Below are 16,569 nucleotides of genomic sequence, written 5' to 3'. Positions count from 1 at the left end.
GTTAATGGATGACAGGGCCCCTTCAGGGGCTCTGTGTCAGCCAATAAAAATGCCGCGTTGTTACGCGGCATTTTTCATTTATGCGGACGGTTAGAGTCGGGTCATTGCCTCTCTCTTGTCGCCTGTCATGACAAAGTGCAACTCCCCTCCGGCCCTGATCTCGCTGTGCTCAAAGGTGAGATCCCCCGATAGCGGTTTGCCGTTGATGGTCACAGATTTCACATACTTGTTGTGAGGGCTGTTGTTGTCTGCGGTGATCCTGAAGAGCCCATCTTTCACTGCAATCGTCACCTCGTCGAACAGTGGGCGGCCGATGCTGTAGTGCGGGGAGGCAGGAGTCACCTGATAGAACCCCATGGCCGACATGATGTACCAGGCAGACATTTGTCCCACGTCTTCGTTGCCAATAAGGCCTGTTGGCTTGGTGGTGTAAAACTCGTTCATGATCCGATCCAGATACTCCTGCGTTTTCCACGGTTCATCGGTCATGTTGTAGAGGTAGGGGATATGGTGGGAGGGTTCATTGCCATGCATGTATTGGCCGATGTAGCCGGTCAGGTCAGGCAGCGCTTCACCGCTATTGGATGAGCGTGCGTTGAACAGTTCATCGAGATCCTCGCGCAGACCCTTTTCTCCACCCACTTCCGCCTTGAGCCACTTGAATGCGTGCAGCGGCTGGAATTTCCATTGCCAGCTGTTGCCCTCGGTATAGGCAAACTCGTCCACATAGTAGGGATCAAATGGCAGTAGCGGGCAGACGCGCATCTCGACGCTGGTACCATCGGGTTTGTTGACCGTCTCCAGCTTGCAGTCAGGAGAGTTCTCATCAACGGGTTGATTGAACTGGCTGGCCGGGCGGTGCGGGTTCCAGCTGTCAGGGTGGTTTTTGGGGCGGAAGAAGCCGGTTTTGGCATCCCAATGGTTCAGGTAGTTGTTCGAGCGAGTGAGGAACTCCTGCTGAACCTTGTTGTTACCCGCCATGCGGGCAATTTCCGAGAGTGCCCAGTCGCCGTAAGCAAACTCCAGAGTATAGGAGGTGGAATTCCAGTATCCCCAATGCACATAGCCGTTCTGCTCGTATACCTCGAGCTGGGCAATGCTTGCCGCGCCTATGTTCTGGTCTTCGGTCCAGTCCGAGAACTCCTCTTTCTTGTGATAGCGGGCGGTATACTCGGCGGCTTCCAGAGCCTCCTGGGTATCGACATTCATCCCCTTGACCATGGCATCCGCAATGATGGAGATGGCAGGAAAGCCAATCATGGTGCCGGTGTAATGGCCGTGCAGCTCCCACTTGGGCAGAATGCCCCCATCCTTGTACTTGCGGATCAGGTCGTTGACATACTCCTCGGCTTTACGAGGGTTGATGATGGTTTGCAGCGGATGCTGTGCCCGGAAGGTGTCCCACATGGAGTAGACGGAGTAGTTGGGGATGGCTCCGGCATCCTTGATCTCCTGAGTGCGCATTGCACGGTACTTGCCATCCACATCTTGGAAAATCATCGGGGCAATCTGGGAGTGGTACATGGCGGTGTAGAAGATCTCTTTTTGGGCCTGAGTGCCTCCGCTCACGTTCACTTTTTCCAGCTCGCCATGCCAGGCCTGCTGGTTGCTGGCTACCTGAGCCTCGAAACCCCAACCTGGCAACTCGGTTTCCAGATTTTTCTGCGCCCCTTCAACTCCGGTGGGGGAGATCCCGACCTTCAGTTCGAGCGGTTGTTCACTTGGACTGAAAGTCAGATAGGCGATGGTTTTAGTTCCCCTGAATGCATCCTGTTTCAAGGTCGCTTCGGTTGTTACGTCATCGACAACGACGCTGGCCTTGACCACCGGCTGGCTGAATTTTGCGTAGAAATAGATGTGCTGGTTGTTGGCCCAGCCATCCGAACTGCGCTTGCCGCGAATGGTATATTCATCGATAAACTCGATATCGCCAATAGTGGTGCGATTGCCCCAGCTCTTATTCAGTGTGTGATCAAGGTCGAGTTTAATTGAGGGCGTGCTGCCTTTGGGGAAGGTATATTTGTGATATCCGACCCGGGCTGACGTTGTTAACTCCGCCTTGATTTTTCCGTTGTTAAGAATGACCGAGTAGTAGCCCGCCTCAGCTTGCTCATTGGATTTATCAAACGTGTTGTAAGTAGTGTTGTTTTTATCGGTAAACGGCAAAACGAGAATATCACCGAGATCGGTGATACCAGTGCCTGACAAATGGGTGTGAGAGAAGCCATAAACTGGAATATCCGATAGCTTGCCATGGTCAAAATAACCTGCGGCAGAGCCCCAACCCTCCATCTCTGTATCTGGGGATAGCTGCACCAGTCCACCCGGGTAGACGGCTCCAGGGAAGGTGTGGCCATCAGCACCGGTACCGATAAATGGGTTTATATACTGGATGAGCGACTTATCAGGTGTCGGACGCGCGTTGTCAGAACTGGTGGTCGAATCACTGTCACAGCCAGATAGTGCTATGGTGAGCGCGATGACCAGTGGCGTTAGTTTACTTTTCATGACCTGACTCCTTGGCAAGGTTATGTTATTTATGATTGTGCAATATTTTTCTTCGCCAATATTTGGCAAGAATGGGTGGGGTTATTGATAGATATTTATATGTCTGCAGGTGAAGTTAATCAGTGGCAAACATAATTATTTGCAGCTGCTTATTTTTGTGAGTTGATAATAATAGAGTGTTGATTGAGCGCGTAGGTTAATTTTGTTGCATTTACTGGATTATTATGACGGTCATCCAGTTGTGTGAATTTGATCACCTGTACTACCAAGGAAGGGCTCTTCCAACATTATTTTAAACTATCAGGGTTAACCGCTCTGGCCTGTAGTCAATCTCTTCACAAGGGGCTATTGGGAGAAGGAATTGCAGGATGAGAAGGGTTTGAGGTGGGATTGATCCGTTCGGGGCTGTTTGCTGCATGATTCATCCCTGAGCACACCTTATAGTTCGTTTTATAAACGCTTTGCGTTATGTTGTCTGGTTATGACCGGTCGCGAAGAAATAGTGCTCCGCTATCGGTGTGAGATGACTTCTTTTCTCTTTGGCTTGTGCGGGCTGGCCCGACGAATTGCGGCGTGGTTCTTTATGTTTTTGTTCAGGATCGATCTTTCCCGAACCCGGTTACGCTTCGGCGGCGCCTTGCTGGTCTTCGTCCTGCCACTGCTGGCGGGCGGCTGGATCATCCACAGCAACTATATGCAGGATCTGAAAGCGGACTCCAGCGCCTCGGCCCACAAGGCCAGAACCCTGCTGGAGGCGATGCTGGATCATGCGGAGCAGGCCAATCGCTCGGTATTGCCACTGGTCAATGCGCCCTGTGACGAAAACCTGCTGGTATTGCGCAAAAAGGTGGCCATCGAGCCCTTTCTGCGTTCGGTCAATCTGGTGCGCGACGGCATCATCAGCTGTACCTCCCTGTTCGGCGCTGTGAGTGATGCCGATGACAGGTCGATCTATACCGGCAACAAGCTGTTGCTGATGAGTGGCAATCGGGTGCGGCAGAATCACCCGTTGATAGTGGTGCGAACCGAACAGGGCAGGAATGCCGCATTGAGCGCCATCGACAGCACCCAGCTCAGCTTCATGCTCTCTCTGAGTGGCAAGTCCAGTGCCCTCTATCTGCAGGTGGGGTCAGCCTGGCTCGACGCGTCGGGTCGCTATCTCAATGAAGCGCCCACCCTGCATCGCAGAACCAGTCTCGCCCTCGGCTCATCCCATTATCCTTTCACCATTCATGCCGGTTATGCCATGCCGATCTACTGGAAGTCGCTGTGGGACGCCAGGCATCAGGCGCTGCTGTGGTTGGCCGCAACCTCTACGCTGCTGGCCTGGCTGGTGTGGTGGGTGCTGGGGCGCCCCGGTTCGCCAACGGATGAGCTGCGACGCGCCTTGCGAGCCAAGGAGTTTGTTCCCTATCTGCAGCCGCTGATTGCCAGCCACGATGGCAAGATGATGGGGGCAGAGGTGCTGATGCGCTGGCAACATGCCAATGAAGGGGTGATCCGGCCCGACCTCTTTATCCCGCAAGCGGAAGAGTCGGGACTGATCGTTCCCATGACCACCCATATCATGAAGCTGGTAGCTACACGGTTGAATCGGGTTCAGGCGCAGTTGCCCGATGGCTTTCATATCAGCTTCAACATCAGCGCGGCCCATTGCCATGATTTTGCCCTGCTGGCCGAGTGCCGCACCTTCCTCGGCCACTTTGCGCCGGGCAAGGTAGTTCTGGTGCTGGAGCTGACCGAGCGGGAGCTGCTGATGTCCGATCCCCAGACTCTCTCCCTGTTTCGCCAGCTGGACGAGATGGGGGTCAAACTGGCCATCGACGACTTCGGCACCGGCCACTCCAGCCTGGCTTACCTGCAGCAGTTTCATGTGGATTACCTCAAGATCGACAAGTCCTTTATCGCCCGCATCGGCACCGAGTCGCTCTCGGAACATATCGTGGACAACGTGATCGACCTGGCGACCCGACTTGGACTGGCGCTGGTGGCGGAAGGGGTGGAGACCGAGCGTCAGGCTGACTACCTCAGGGCCAAGGGGGTCGATTATCTGCAGGGATACCTGTTTGTCCGCCCGATGCCGCTGCGCCAGTTTTGCGAGGAGCTGCTGGCGCAGGAGGCTTCGCCAGTCGAGGGGCGGCTTGAGCCAGCCTGAATCCGCCTTGCCACTGTGGCCGCATAGCGACCTGTGCCGCCGCAACTTGTCCTGTTATCAAGCCCCGGCAAGCGCAGGGGCTTTTTTGTGTAGCCAAAAACCAAGGGTCAGGCAGAGAAACCGCCATCAATAGTCAGGCTGGCGCCGGTTATGTATCCCGCTTCTGGTCCGGCAAGATAGGCGACGAAGCTGGCGATCTCCTCATCCTTGCCGTAACGGGCCAGCGCTATCATCCCCTTGAGCTGCGCCGCAGATTCCCCGTCAGCCGGGTTCATATCGGTATCGACCGGGCCAGGCTGCACGTTGTTCACCGTGATGCCCTTCGGGCCCAGATCCCGTGCCATGCCCTTGGTCAAGCCGACCAGTGCCGATTTGCTCATGGCGTAGACAGCCCCTCCCGCCATGGGGATACGGTCAGCGTTGGTGCTGCCGATGTTGATGATGCGCCCCCCAGTACCCATGTGGTGCGCCGCCTCCTGACAGGCCACGAACACGCTGCGGATGTTGACCGCCAGGGTGCGATCGAGATCGTCCAGGGTCAGCTCCTCAATGTTGCCCCATACCAGCACCCCGGCGTTGTTGACCAGGATATCCAGTCGACCAAAGGTAGTGACGGTTTGGCGGATGGCGTGCTGAACGGCCACGGCATCTGCGCTGTCGGCCCGGATGGCCAGCGCCTTGCCGCCAGCGGCTGTGATGGTCGCGACAATCTCTTCTGCCTTGCTGGTCGAGGAAACGTAGGTGAAGGCCACGGCGGCACCGTCGCGAGCGAGGCGTTTTACAATGGCGGCGCCGATGCCGCGCGAACCACCTTGTACGAAGGCAACTTGTCCACTGAGGGGTTTAACGGTCAACATCTGGTCTCTCCTGTCTGGTGATAAAGCAACGTCTGAGCGAGTCGGGAACTCAAGGCTCTCCGGGCCACCTCAAGCCAGGGATGGCGTTGAATGAACCTGTTTACAGTGTGATTGATTCCTTGGAATTGATTAAGTAGCTATTATTCCAATCTCTATTTCCCTCAAGGACCGAGTCGATGGCAGAGCAGGACCCTTTTCTGAGCGTCAGACACTTTGTCGCCGTGGCGCAGTCGGGCAGTTTTACCGCCGCCGCATTGGCGCTGGGGCTGACCGGTTCAGCGTTGAGCAAGAGCATAGTGCGGCTGGAGGCGCGACTGGGGGTCAAGCTGTTGCACAGAACAACCCGTCGGGTGAGCCTGACCCTGGAGGGGGAGGCATATCTGGCCAGCTGTCTCCAGGCTATCCAGGTGCTGGAGGAGACGGAACAGAGCTTTGCATCGGGCAAACAGAGTCCGTCGGGGCGCGTGCGCATCGATCTGCCCGCTGCGTTTGGCCGCAGGCATGTGCTGCCGATCCTGCTGGAACTGGCGGGCAAGCATCCACTGCTGGATCTGTCGGTGAGCTTCAACGAGCGCAAGGTTGATCTCATTGAGGCCAACATCGATCTGGTGGTGCGGATTGGTGTGCTGGAAGATCAGGCCGATCTCGTTGCTCGCCGCCTGGGGGAGCAGCAGCTGGTCATCTGCGGGGCGCCCGCCTATCTGGCACGGCGTGGGGTTCCCCTGACCCCGGATGAGTTGTCACGGCACGATTGCATCATCGACTGGCGCTCTGGACATCGTCATAGCTGGCTGCTCCGCAACGGGGCGGGGAAAATGGAAGATTACGACATCCCGGTACGCTACGAGATGGGGGATGGCGAAGCCGTACGAGCAGCGGCGCTGGCTGGTCTTGGGCTGGTTCAGGTACCGACCTGGCTGGTCAGGGAGCAGCTGGATGCGGGAGCGCTGGTCTGTGTGCTCAATGACCAGTCTGGTGGCGAGATGCCGATCAATGTTATCTGGGCCAAGAGTCAGCACATGCCGCTCAAGGTGCGTATCGTGGTCGACGCCTTGTTGCAGGCGGCGCAAGCGCGTGGCAGTGGTTTTCGGGCCCGCTGAATCTGTGTCGTCACTGTCCAGCGGCCACACGCGAGACGGGGACTTGGGTGGGGCTCGCTGGGTGTCGCGACCTATTTGCTCAGGGATTGCAGCCAGTTCGCCAGCTTCTCATGGGGGCTGCCAGGAATCGGCGGCGCGGGGGCGAGCAGGTGATAGCCGGTGCCATCTGGGATGAATCCTAGCGGGGCTGCCAGCAGGCCGGCGGCGACATCGTCGCACACCAGTTGGTAGGGGCCGATGGCGATGCCAAGGCCCGCCACGGCGGCCTGCAGGCTGAAGTAAAAGTGTTCGAAGGTCTGGGTCGGCGCCTCATCGCTTGCACTCAGCCCGGCCTGTTCCAGCCAGCTTTGCCAGGCGGCGGGACGGGTCTTGGTGTGCAGGCGGGGGGCAGAGGGGCGCAGCGCTGGCAGCCCTCCTTGTGGCTCGAAAAACTGCGCCACCTTGCCCGGCTGACAGACTGGCCCTGTCTGCTCCTCAAACAGCAGCTGGCTGTAAAGGTCATCAGGCCAGTGAAAGTCGTTGCGCCGAATGGCGAGATCGATGCCGTTGCCAAAGCTGAGGGCGCCACCGCCCGCCATCAGATGCACGTCCAGCTCGGGGTGCAGGGCTTGAAAGGCGGGCCAGCGCGGGATCAGCCAGCGCATCAGCAGGGTGGGTTCGCAGGAGATGACCAGCGACTGGGGGCGACTTTGTTGGCGCAGTGACTGTGCTGTCTGGCGGATGCCACCTAAACCCTCTCTGACCGCCTGATAGAGCTGCTCGCCCGCCTCGGTCAGAAAGACCCGGCGCTGGCGGCGTTCGAACAGCCTGACCCCCAGATCCTCTTCAAGCAGGCGTACAGCACGGCTGACGGCACCGTGGGTGAGGTGCAGCTCATCGGCGGCGCGGCTGAAGTGCTCGGTGCGGGCTGCCACCTCGAAACAGCGCAGGGCCGTCAGGGAGGGGAGGGAGAGGTCTTTCTGTGAGTTATTATCACCATTCATGTCAGAAGTTATCGTTCGTTATTGGTGTTGATGCCAAATAAAATAGCCGATATCTCTCTGCATCAGGACTCTTTTTCATGACCGAACTGTTAGCCGTAGTGGCCATTACCTTCTTTGCTGTCATCAGCCCGGGGCCCGATTTTGCCATGGTGTCGCGCAACAGCCTGCTGCTCTCCCGTCGCACCGGCGTGCTGACGGCGCTCGGCATTGCCGCCGGGGTCTGTGTTCATGTGACCTACACCCTGCTCGGGGTGGGCCTGCTGATCCAGCAGTCGCTCTGGTTGTTCAACCTCATCAAGCTGGCGGGGGCCGCCTACCTGATCTTCCTCGGCATCAAAATGCTGCGCGCCAAACCGACGACAGATGAGGTGCTGGTCGCTCAGCCCGCTCTCTCCAGTCTGGGGGCACTGCGCACCGGTTTTCTGACCAATGTGCTCAACCCCAAGACCACCATCTTCATCGTCAGCCTGTTTATGCAGGTGGTGCAGCCGCAGACGTCGCTGGCGGTTCAGCTCGGTTATGGCGCCTTCATCGTGCTGGCCCACGCCGTCTGGTTCAGCGCAGTGGCGATCTTCTTCTCCACCGACTCGGTGCGGGGTCGGCTGTTGGCGGTGCGCCACTGGATCGATCGGGTGTTTGGCGGGCTGCTGGTAGGATTCGGCATGCTGCTGGCACTGACCCAGCAGACGCGTTGAAGCTCGGGGAGAGACCTTCTCCCCTATTCCCCCTCTAGTGCAGGGGCTTGTTTTCCATGCCTTGTGACTCGCTTTTCGGTAGAATCAGCGCTCATTTAGAAGTCAGATGAGGCGCGGTATGACGGTTCAGTTCCAGGCATTTCACAGCATCAAGGCGATCGGTAATCGGGAGGTGCTGTTCAACTGGTCGAGAACCAATCCCCTCGGTGCGCTGGATCAAGTGTGGCGCCCGAAAAACCACGACCAGTTGCAAGCGCTGCTGCGGGAACACCCCGAGCGCAAGCTGCGCCTTATCGGTTCCGGCCTCTCCTTCGAACCCATCCACAGCGTCTATGCCGAGGGCAGTCAGGCGCTGCTGGTGGACTTGCACCACCTGCGCGGCCAGTTGGCGAAAACGGCCGATACCGTGACCTATCAGGCGGGGACGCCACTCGACACCGTTTATGCCGAGCTGATCGCCATGGAGCGGATGTTGCCCGCATCCCCGGGCGTTATCGGTATCCAGACCCTGGGCGGCGCCCTCAGCACCGGCACCCACGGTCAGGGGCTGCACCAGTCTGCCCTCTGCGATGCGGTGGAGGCGATGACGGTGATGCTGGCCAATGGCGACATCATCCGGGTGGATCGCACCGACCCGCGCTTCGGCGCCTTCGTGATGGGGATGGGGATGCTCGGCATCCTGCTCGACGTCACCCTGCGTACCGTACCGAACCGCATCATGCGCTGCACCAAGTTCACCACCGATTACCCCTTCCTGTTGGAGCACAACGAGCGGCTCAACCGCGAGCACGGCTTTGTGAAGAGCTGGTGGTTTGCCTGGACCGGCGAGAGCCACATCTGGTTGGTGGATCCCGCCTCCGATGAAGAGGTGGCTCGCTACCGCGCCGGTGGCAGCGAGCCGCTGCTGCTGGATGGCGATATCGACGCCCGCATGAACGCCACCATAGATGCCACTTTGCAGAAGATGGCGAAAGATACCAAGGATGAGGCGCTGGCCGGTGAGCACTTCGAGACGGTGCGCCGCTTCAAGGATGCCTCCGATCTGGTGGGCAACGTCTACCAGATCCTCTGCAAGGGGATCCCGGCGCCCCAGATCAACTGCGAGGTGGCGGTGCCGCTTAATCGCAAGAACGAGGCGCTGGAGACCCTGCAGGCGTGGCAGGAGGCCAATCCGGGCGTGCTGCACTACCCCTTTATCCTGCGTTGCACCGGCCCTTCCGAGGCCTGGCTCAGCGCCGCTTATGGCCAGTCGGTCTGCTGGATTGGGTTCCTGGTCTATCTGGCGGCGGACGGCACCTTCGTCAACGGCTCGATGGAGCAGATGCGCGAGCTGCAGCAACTGCTGGTGCCGCTTGGCGGCATTCCCCATTTCGGCAAGCATCTGGCGATGGATCTCTATGACTTCCCGGCCTTGCTGCCACGCTGGAACGACTTTGTTGCGTTGAAAGCCGAGCTCGACCCCCACGGCCGCTTTGAAAACCGCTGGCTCAGCGACCTGTTTGCCAACCGGTAAGGATCTGACATGACCGATATGCAAGATACCCGTATTCCAGTGACCCTGCTGACCGGCTTTCTCGGCAGCGGCAAGACCACCTTGCTCAACCACTGGGTCAAGCAGCCGGAGCTTGGCGAGTGCGCCGTGCTGATCAACGAGTTCGGCTCGGTGGGGCTGGATCACCATCTGGTGCAACAGGTGGACGAGCAGGTGATGCTGCTCGACTCCGGCTGCATCTGCTGCTCGGTGCAGGGCTCTTTGGTGGAGGCGTTGCAGGGGCTGTTTATGAAGGCCATCCAGCGCAAGATCAAACCGTTCAAGCGGCTGATTATCGAGACCACTGGTCTGGCCGATCCTGCTCCCGTGCTATTTACCCTGCGCGAAGAGGGCTTTATCGCCCAGCGCTACCGCTTCGATGGCACTGTCACCGTGGTGGATGCCGGCCATATCGAGCAGCAGTTGGCGGCTCAATATGAAGCGGTGAAACAGGTGGCGCTGGCGGATCTGCTGGTGGTGAGCAAGGGGGATCTGGTGGACGGCGAACAGCTGGCGCGGGTCGAAGCCCAGCTGGCGGCCCTCAACCCGGCGGCCCCGATCCAGCAGGTGACCAATGGCGAACTGTCGCCAGCGGTGCTGGAGAAGCTGGGCGCCTACAACGAAGCGGCGGGGCGCGATGTGCGCCAGCTGCTGGCATGGCTGCGCACCGAATCCCCCAAGCAGGGGCTGGCCTCGCCGATGCAGCCGAAGATGAAGCCGTTCGCCGCCAAGGTGGGCACGGCGGCGCCCACCCACTTCGAGCATGGCAACATCGAGAGTTTCTCTCTTCGCATCGGCGAGCCGCTCAAGCCATCCCGTCTGCTGGCTGCCATCGATGCGGTGCAGGCCCAATACGGCGATGCCCTGCTGCGCCTCAAGGGGATATTGCAGCTGGAAGGGGAGAGCCAGCCTGTGGTGATCCACGGTGTCCACGGCCAGCTCTATCCGCTGCAGGCGCTGGGCGACTGGCCGGAGGGCAAGGCCCAGTCCCGGCTGGTGTTTATCGTGAAAAGTCAGGACAAGGCGGGCATAGAGCAACTCTTTATGGAGACCCTCAAGGCCCCCGAGCCCACTCTGGAAGAGCGGCTCAAAGCCATGCTCGGCCAACCGGACGCCTGATATGCTGATATGACCCGCTTTCGTGCGGGTCATTTTTTATCTGAAGAGGAGGTAGCGGCTCATGCCCGATAGCACAAACATGGTGACTCCTGCCCAGCGCAAGTGGCTGCCCCTGCTGGCGGCAGTCGGTTTCTTTATGCAGGCGCTGGATGGCACTATTCTCAACACCGCCCTGCCCAGCATGGCCGAGACGTTGGGAGAGAGCCCGCTGCAGATGCAGTCGGTGATCATCGCCTACATGCTGACGGTGGCGCTGCTGATCCCGGCCTCCGGCTGGCTGGCAGATAGATTCGGCACCCGCCGTATCTATTTGGCCGCCATCTCGCTCTTCACGCTCGGTTCGCTGGCTTGCGCCGCTTCCAATTCGCTCTCCATGCTGGTGGCCGCTCGTGTGCTGCAGGGGATTGGCGGTGCGCTACTGATGCCGGTGGGACGGTTGGCGGTGCTGAGGGTCTATGACAAGCACGAGCTGTTGCGGGTGATGTCGTTTGTCACTATCCCAGGGCTGCTCGGCCCGCTGATGGGGCCGGCGCTCGGTGGCTGGCTGGTGGAAGTGGCGAGCTGGCACTGGGTGTTCCTTATCAACCTGCCGGTGGGGCTGCTCGGCTTTATCGCCAGCTGGCACTTTATGCCGGAGCTGCGACAGCAGACAGCCCGGTTCGACTGGCAGGGATTTGTGATGTTCAGTGTCGGCATGGTGCTGGTGTCGGTCGGCTTGCAGGGGCTGGGGGAGCACAGCATCTCCACCGGTTGGGCGCTGTTTGCGCTGATCTTCGGCTTGGCGGCGATGGCGAGTTACTGGCTCTATGCCGCCAATGCCGAGCAGCCGCTCTTTAGCCTGGCCCTGTTCAAGACCACCACCTTTGCCATCGGCATCTGGGGCAACCTGTTTGCCCGCCTCGGCAGCGGCGCCATGCCCTTCCTCACCCCGCTGTTTCTGCAACTGGGGCTCGGTTTCTCCCCGAGCAAGGCGGGGATGACCATGATCCCCACCGTGATTGGCGCCATGCTGACCAAGACGCTGGTGAACAAGCTGATTCCGAAGGTGGGCTATCGCCGCATTCTGATCGGCAACACCCTGCTGCTGGGGGCGATGATCGCCAGCTTCTACTTTATCGACAACCAGCTCCCCTACGGGGTCTTGCTGGGCTGGCTGGCGATCTTCGGCGCCATCAACTCGCTGCAGTTCTCCGCCATGAACACTCTCACGCTGCAAGATCTCAGCCCGACCCTGGCCAGCAGTGGCAACGGTCTGCTCTCGGTGGTGATGCAGCTCTCCATGAGTTTGGGGGTGGCGATTGCCGCCAGCCTGCTCGGGCTCTTCTCGGCGGGCACGTCAGCGGGCACCTTAGCGGCCGAGGGTCAGTGGCTGGCCGGGTTCCACCTTACCTACCTCTGTGTCGGGCTGCTCTCCATGCTGGCGGCGCTGATCTTTGCCCAGCTGGCGCGCGATGGGGCTACGCCGTCGGGACGGGCAGATAGCTGACCTCGCAGGGGAGCTGTGCCAGCACCTCGGCCAGATGTTCGGTCGCCAGCAAAAAGGTCTGCTCCGGGTGGCCCGGAGTCCAGGTGAAGGCGGTGTGGTTGAGCAGTTGCGGGTCCACCAGTAGCGGAATATCGGCACGGGGCAGGAAGGGGCAGACAGCTCCCGGCAGGCAGCCGATCTCCGCCTGCATCTCCTCGGCGGTGCAGATGGAGGGCTTGGCACCGAGTGCGGCCTTGACCGCCTTGTTGTCGAGCCGCCCGTCCCTGTGGGTCAGCAACAGGGCGAAGCGGCCATCCTTGAACTTGAGAAACAGGGTCTTGCTGAACTCCGCCTGCCAGCCGAGGCGGGCTTTGACCCGTTCGTCGGTGGCGTAGTCGAGGATGGGTTCATGCTCATAGCGCTGGTGGGGCAGTTCGGCGAGCAGCTGGCAGTTGAAATGGTGAATGGTATCGAGTGGCATAAGGTTCTCCTGTCGTGGGCACACTCCTGCCAGCCTCGCAGGGTCAGGCCCTCTTATCCGCTATAAACAACAAGGGCGCCGTGAGGCGCCCTTGTCGATCAGTGATGCTGCAATTCGCACGCTTCCCAGTGAAAGGGAATAGGGCACAGCTGCTGTGAGGCCTTGTCATAGGCCTGCCACAGCTCGCCCATGGTGCGACCATCGACGGGGTGGCACAGGGTGGGGGCCAGCTCGGCCAGCGGCCACAGCACGAAGGCGTTGGTGAGCACTTCACCGCGCGGCAGTACCAGCGGCGTCTCGCAGACCAGATCGCCATAGAGCAGCAGATCCAGATCCAGGGTGCGCGGGGCGAACTTCTTGGCATCCGGCTCGCGGCCGTGGGCGAACTCCATGGCCCGCAGTCGCTGGCAGACGGTGGCCAGCGGCAGATCGGTCTCGGCAGCCGCCACCAGGTTGTAGAAGGGGCGGCCGTTGAAACCGACCGCTTCGCTCTCGAATACCCGGGAGACCCGCAGCTCGCCAAACTCGCCGTGCAGGGCATCGAGTCCGGCGCGAATATGGCGATCCCGCTCGATGTTGGAGCCCAGGCTGATATAGATGGTGGTCATCAGTTGCTGCTCGCAGCTGGCGTGCGATGGCGCAGGATCTCGACGCCGACCCCGGCGGCATTGGGCACGGCACCCGGCTTGGTGAGGGTCACCTTGACCCACTGCACCCGTTCGTCGGTCAGCACCAGCATGGCAACCTGCTCGGCCATGGTCTCGACCAGCTCGACGACCTTACCGGTGACATGCTCGCAAATCTTGTTGGAGAGGTCGGCATAATCCAGTGCCAGATTGATGTCGTCGGTTGCTGCCGCGGGGCGGTTGTCGAACCCCATCTCGAGGTCAAAACGGAGCTTTTGGCGAATGCCCTTCTCCCACTCATATACACCGATGGTGGTCAAAACTTCGAGTCCGCGAATAAACACCTTGTCCATGACTGTACTTCTTCTTTACTCTTGATGGGCTGTGATGACAGCGCAGGGATGCTGGCCGGGCAACAGGCTTGCCGAGGCGCTCTGGGTGGGCATGGGCCCATGCCAGCGTATGTGGCCCGCATCATACCCCATTCATATCGTGGTAAAAACGACCAAGATGACGGCCCTGACGATTTTGATGATTATTCTGGCCTACCTGGGTGGTTCACTATCCAGTGCTGTGCTGGTCTCCCGCTGCACCGGTCTGCCCGACCCGCGGGATCATGGCTCCCACAATCCGGGGGCAACCAATGTGCTGCGCCTCGGTGGCCGGATGGCGGCGCTGGTGGTGCTGCTGCTCGATGTGCTCAAGGGGACTGTGCCCGTCTATCTCGCCTGGTATCTGCAGATCAAACCCGTCTACCTCGGCTTTATCGGGGTCGCCGCCTGCCTCGGCCATATGTACCCTATATTCTTTCATTTTCGTGGTGGCAAAGGGGTCGCCACGGCACTGGGGACCATGATGCCAATCGGCTTCACCATGGGGGGCGCCGTGATTGGTACCTGGCTGCTGGTGCTGCTGGTGAGCGGCTACTCCTCGCTGGCCTCCATCATTACCGTGCTGCTGACGCCGCTCTTTACCTACCTGCTCAAACCCGAATACACCCTGCCAGTCTCCCTGCTCTCCTGCCTTATCCTGATCCGCCATCACGAGAACATCTCCCGTCTGCTTAAGGGGGAGGAACCCAGAGTCTGGGGGCGAAAACGCGCGGCCTGTGCCGAGGAAGTGGCAGAAATGAGCGATGTTGCGCAAAAAAGAGACGAACGAGACAAAAAGTGAAATTTCCCGTTGACCATCCGGCTTAAAATCCGTTTAATAGCGCCCACGCCCAGATAGCTCAGTCGGTAGAGCAGGGGATTGAAAATCCCCGTGTCGGCGGTTCGATTCCGTCTCTGGGCACCAATTTTGGTGCCATGAAAGAAAAAATTTGTTCATGCACAATGGTTTGAAGTGTGCCGGCTTAGCTCAGTAGGTAGAGCAACTGACTTGTAATCAGTAGGTCACCAGTTCGATTCCGGTAGCCGGCACCATTTGCCCAGATAGCTCAGTCGGTAGAGCAGGGGATTGAAAATCCCCGTGTCGGCGGTTCGATTCCGTCTCTGGGCACCAATTAAGGTTGATGAGATAGCGATATCTGGTCTCCGAAGTACAATTCCTCCTTAGTTCAGTCGGTAGAACGGCGGACTGTTAATCCGTATGTCACTGGTTCAAGTCCNGATGAGATAGCGATATCTGGTCTCCGAAGTACAATTCCTCCTTAGTTCAGTCGGTAGAACGGCGGACTGTTAATCCGTATGTCACTGGTTCAAGTCCAGTAGGAGGAGCCAATTCAAAAAGCCCTTGTCGCAAGACAAGGGCTTTTTTCTATTGGGCCCGGCCCGTTTACAACCATAAAAACAACCACACACGCACAGATGAACCGCAGGATAGATATGGAAAATCATGTAGTTATAGAGTCAAAGGGGCGACTTGCCGCTATTCGGGACTGGCTGGAGCCGGTGCTGGTGCTGCTTATTCTCGGCAGCCTGTTCGGCTACCTCGGCAGCCAGATGGGCCTCTCGGCCATGGTTAACACCCTGTTCAATACCGCCCACCAGTTGTTGCTCAATACCGTGCTCTTTATCATGGGGATCACAGTGCTCTCCGGTGCCTTGAGCCAGCTCTTGAGCGAGTTCGGGGTGATCCGCCTGCTGGAAGTGCTGCTTGCACCGCTGATGAAGCCGGTGTTTCGTCTGCCTGGTCGCACCGCGCTGGCGGCCCTGATGACCTTCTTCTCCGACAACCCGGCGGTGATCAGCCTCGCCAAGGACAGCCGTTTTCGCAAGGGCTTCACCCCCTGGCAGCTGGTATCGCTGACCAACTTTGGTACTGCCTTTGGCATGGGGCTGATCGTGGTCACTTTTATGGCCACCCTGCAGCTGCCGAGCGGTGAATCCACCGCCAGCGCGGCGCTGATCGGTCTGCTCGGTGCTCTGGTGGGCTCGGTGGTCTCTACCCGACTGATGCAGCGGATGATCCGCCCACTGGTGGGGGAAGTGCTGATCGATGAGCAACCAGCTGGCAATGGCCCCAAGGTCGGGGTGACCAAAGAGGCGGCCCCCGGCTGGCTGCGGATCCTCAACTCGCTGCTCGATGGCGGTAAATCTGGCGTGGAGCTGGGGATGGCGGTGATCCCCGGGGTGCTGATCATCAGCACCTTCGTGATGCTGCTGACCTTCGGCCCGGGTGACAAGGGGTATACCGGCGAAGCATTTCAGGGGGTTGCCCTGCTGCCGGTGCTGGCCGCCAAGGTGAGCTGGCTGTTTGACCTGCTGTTTGGCTTCAAGCAGCCGGAGCTGGTCGCCTTCCCGGCCACCTCGCTCGGTGCGGTCGGTGCCGCCATGTCGCTGGTGCCCCCCTTTATTGCCAAGGGGTGGATCACCGGTAACGAGGTCGCGGTGTTTACCGCCATGGGGATGTGCTGGAGCGGCTTTTTGAGCACCCACACCGCCATGCTCGATGCCCTCGGCTATCGTCATCTCACCTCCCGCGCCATCGTCGCCCACACCATCGGCGGCCTGTGTGCCGGGGTGGCCGCGCACCAGCTCTATATGCTGCTGGGTTGACTGTGATGAAAGAGAGAGGGGCGCTGCGGCGCCCCTCTCTGTATCTGCTG

The 16,569-nt window shown here is 59.5% G+C and carries 14 protein-coding genes and 5 tRNA genes; 13 read left to right on the top strand and 6 right to left on the bottom strand.

Annotated features, from left to right (window positions below; translation table 11 throughout):
• Window positions 1-90: 90 nt before the first annotated feature.
• Window positions 91-2,526, bottom strand: a complete 2,436-nt coding sequence (locus BSP75_RS08870; protein WP_253186622.1) for a GH92 family glycosyl hydrolase — start codon at window positions 2,524-2,526, stop codon at window positions 91-93.
• Window positions 2,527-3,091: 565 nt separating this feature from the next.
• Here BSP75_RS08870 and BSP75_RS08865 point away from each other — a divergent pair.
• The gene (locus BSP75_RS08865; protein WP_075112921.1) at window positions 3,092-4,663 is read left to right on the top strand and encodes an EAL domain-containing protein; all 1,572 of its coding nucleotides are present in this window, start codon (window positions 3,092-3,094) and stop codon (window positions 4,661-4,663) included.
• A gap of 107 nt (window positions 4,664-4,770) precedes the next feature.
• On the opposite strand, the gene BSP75_RS08860 is transcribed toward BSP75_RS08865, so the two are convergent.
• Window positions 4,771-5,520 (bottom strand): 3-oxoacyl-ACP reductase family protein, encoded by a 750-nt coding sequence (locus BSP75_RS08860; protein ID WP_075112920.1) that lies wholly within the window; start codon window positions 5,518-5,520, stop codon window positions 4,771-4,773.
• Between the two features lie 176 nt (window positions 5,521-5,696).
• On the opposite strand from BSP75_RS08860, the gene BSP75_RS08855 reads away from it, so the two are divergent.
• Window positions 5,697-6,620, top strand: a complete 924-nt coding sequence (locus BSP75_RS08855; RefSeq protein WP_075112919.1) for a LysR family transcriptional regulator — start codon at window positions 5,697-5,699, stop codon at window positions 6,618-6,620.
• Window positions 6,621-6,691: 71 nt separating this feature from the next.
• Here the strand turns inward: BSP75_RS08855 and BSP75_RS08850 are convergent, their stop codons facing one another.
• The gene (locus BSP75_RS08850) at window positions 6,692-7,603 is read right to left on the bottom strand and encodes a LysR family transcriptional regulator (RefSeq protein ID WP_075112918.1); all 912 of its coding nucleotides are present in this window, start codon (window positions 7,601-7,603) and stop codon (window positions 6,692-6,694) included.
• A 77-nt stretch (window positions 7,604-7,680) separates the two neighbouring features.
• Here BSP75_RS08850 and BSP75_RS08845 point away from each other — a divergent pair, with 77 nt between their 5' ends.
• The 4 genes from BSP75_RS08845 (at window position 7,681) to mdtD (ending at window position 12,434) form a co-directional block, all read left to right on the top strand.
• Window positions 7,681-8,298 carry a LysE family transporter gene (locus BSP75_RS08845; protein WP_042058740.1) on the top strand — a complete coding sequence of 206 codons (618 nt, stop codon included), beginning with the start codon at window positions 7,681-7,683 and terminating at the stop codon, window positions 8,296-8,298.
• A 118-nt stretch (window positions 8,299-8,416) separates the two neighbouring features.
• Window positions 8,417-9,811, top strand: coding sequence for a D-arabinono-1,4-lactone oxidase (locus tag BSP75_RS08840; protein ID WP_075112917.1), 1,395 nt, complete (start codon window positions 8,417-8,419; stop codon window positions 9,809-9,811).
• A gap of 9 nt (window positions 9,812-9,820) precedes the next feature.
• A complete protein-coding gene (locus BSP75_RS08835; protein ID WP_075112916.1) occupies window positions 9,821-10,948 on the top strand; it encodes a GTP-binding protein in 1,128 nt (375 codons plus the stop codon).
• A 61-nt stretch (window positions 10,949-11,009) separates the two neighbouring features.
• Window positions 11,010-12,434: a multidrug transporter subunit MdtD gene (gene mdtD / locus BSP75_RS08830; protein WP_075112915.1), complete on the top strand. Its 1,425-nt coding sequence runs from the start codon at window positions 11,010-11,012 to the stop codon at window positions 12,432-12,434.
• Here the strand turns inward: mdtD and BSP75_RS08825 are convergent.
• From BSP75_RS08825 to folB, 3 genes are all read right to left on the bottom strand, one after another.
• Entirely contained in the window at window positions 12,406-12,894 is a 489-nt protein-coding gene (locus tag BSP75_RS08825) for a YbaK/EbsC family protein (RefSeq protein ID WP_058053393.1), read from the bottom strand. The genes mdtD and BSP75_RS08825 overlap by 29 nt on opposite strands.
• A gap of 98 nt (window positions 12,895-12,992) precedes the next feature.
• Window positions 12,993-13,502, bottom strand: coding sequence for a 2-amino-4-hydroxy-6-hydroxymethyldihydropteridine diphosphokinase (gene folK, locus BSP75_RS08820; RefSeq protein ID WP_075112914.1), 510 nt, complete (start codon window positions 13,500-13,502; stop codon window positions 12,993-12,995).
• Complete coding sequence (gene folB / locus BSP75_RS08815; RefSeq protein WP_075112913.1) at window positions 13,502-13,873, bottom strand: dihydroneopterin aldolase; 372 nt, start codon at window positions 13,871-13,873, stop codon at window positions 13,502-13,504. The genes folK and folB overlap by 1 nt, the downstream gene beginning before the upstream one ends.
• Before the next feature lie 157 nt (window positions 13,874-14,030).
• Here folB and plsY point away from each other — a divergent pair, with 157 nt between their 5' ends.
• From plsY to BSP75_RS08780, 7 genes are all read left to right on the top strand, one after another.
• On the top strand, window positions 14,031-14,693 hold the full coding sequence (plsY, locus tag BSP75_RS08810) for a glycerol-3-phosphate 1-O-acyltransferase PlsY (protein WP_075112912.1): 663 nt from the start codon (window positions 14,031-14,033) through the stop codon (window positions 14,691-14,693).
• Between the two features lie 47 nt (window positions 14,694-14,740).
• Window positions 14,741-14,816: transfer RNA gene (locus tag BSP75_RS08805), tRNA-Phe, on the top strand.
• Between the two features lie 52 nt (window positions 14,817-14,868).
• A tRNA-Thr gene (locus BSP75_RS08800) sits at window positions 14,869-14,944 on the top strand.
• 3 nt (window positions 14,945-14,947) lie between these two features.
• Window positions 14,948-15,023 (top strand) — tRNA-Phe (locus tag BSP75_RS08795).
• Between the two features lie 51 nt (window positions 15,024-15,074).
• Window positions 15,075-15,134: transfer RNA gene (locus BSP75_RS08790), tRNA-Asn, on the top strand.
• Between the two features lie 31 nt (window positions 15,135-15,165).
• Window positions 15,166-15,241: transfer RNA gene (locus BSP75_RS08785), tRNA-Asn, on the top strand.
• 105 nt (window positions 15,242-15,346) lie between these two features.
• Window positions 15,347-16,519, top strand: a complete 1,173-nt coding sequence (locus BSP75_RS08780; protein ID WP_042655705.1) for a nucleoside recognition domain-containing protein — start codon at window positions 15,347-15,349, stop codon at window positions 16,517-16,519.
• Window positions 16,520-16,569: the final 50 nt, after the last annotated feature.

It is taken from the genome of Aeromonas sp. YN13HZO-058 (assembly GCF_001921245.1).
GTDB classification, from domain to species: Bacteria; Pseudomonadota; Gammaproteobacteria; order Enterobacterales; family Aeromonadaceae; genus Aeromonas; species Aeromonas allosaccharophila.
This window is presented reverse-complemented; position numbering and strand designations above follow the sequence as displayed.

Coding starts and splice junctions, on each gene's coding strand:
- BSP75_RS08835 (WP_075112916.1), top strand. CDS start 9,821: ATGACCGATATGCAAGATACCCGTATTCCAGTGACCCTGCTGACCGGC.
- plsY (WP_075112912.1), top strand. CDS start 14,031: ATGACGGCCCTGACGATTTTGATGATTATTCTGGCCTACCTGGGTGGT.
- mdtD (WP_075112915.1), top strand. CDS start 11,010: ATGCCCGATAGCACAAACATGGTGACTCCTGCCCAGCGCAAGTGGCTG.
- folB (WP_075112913.1), bottom strand. CDS start 13,873: ATGGACAAGGTGTTTATTCGCGGACTCGAAGTTTTGACCACCATCGGT.
- BSP75_RS08850 (WP_075112918.1), bottom strand. CDS start 7,603: ATGAATGGTGATAATAACTCACAGAAAGACCTCTCCCTCCCCTCCCTG.
- BSP75_RS08860 (WP_075112920.1), bottom strand. CDS start 5,520: ATGTTGACCGTTAAACCCCTCAGTGGACAAGTTGCCTTCGTACAAGGT.
- BSP75_RS08825 (WP_058053393.1), bottom strand. CDS start 12,894: ATGCCACTCGATACCATTCACCATTTCAACTGCCAGCTGCTCGCCGAA.
- folK (WP_075112914.1), bottom strand. CDS start 13,502: ATGACCACCATCTATATCAGCCTGGGCTCCAACATCGAGCGGGATCGC.
- BSP75_RS08780 (WP_042655705.1), top strand. CDS start 15,347: ATGGAAAATCATGTAGTTATAGAGTCAAAGGGGCGACTTGCCGCTATT.
- BSP75_RS08855 (WP_075112919.1), top strand. CDS start 5,697: ATGGCAGAGCAGGACCCTTTTCTGAGCGTCAGACACTTTGTCGCCGTG.
- BSP75_RS08865 (WP_075112921.1), top strand. CDS start 3,092: ATGTTTTTGTTCAGGATCGATCTTTCCCGAACCCGGTTACGCTTCGGC.
- BSP75_RS08845 (WP_042058740.1), top strand. CDS start 7,681: ATGACCGAACTGTTAGCCGTAGTGGCCATTACCTTCTTTGCTGTCATC.
- BSP75_RS08840 (WP_075112917.1), top strand. CDS start 8,417: ATGACGGTTCAGTTCCAGGCATTTCACAGCATCAAGGCGATCGGTAAT.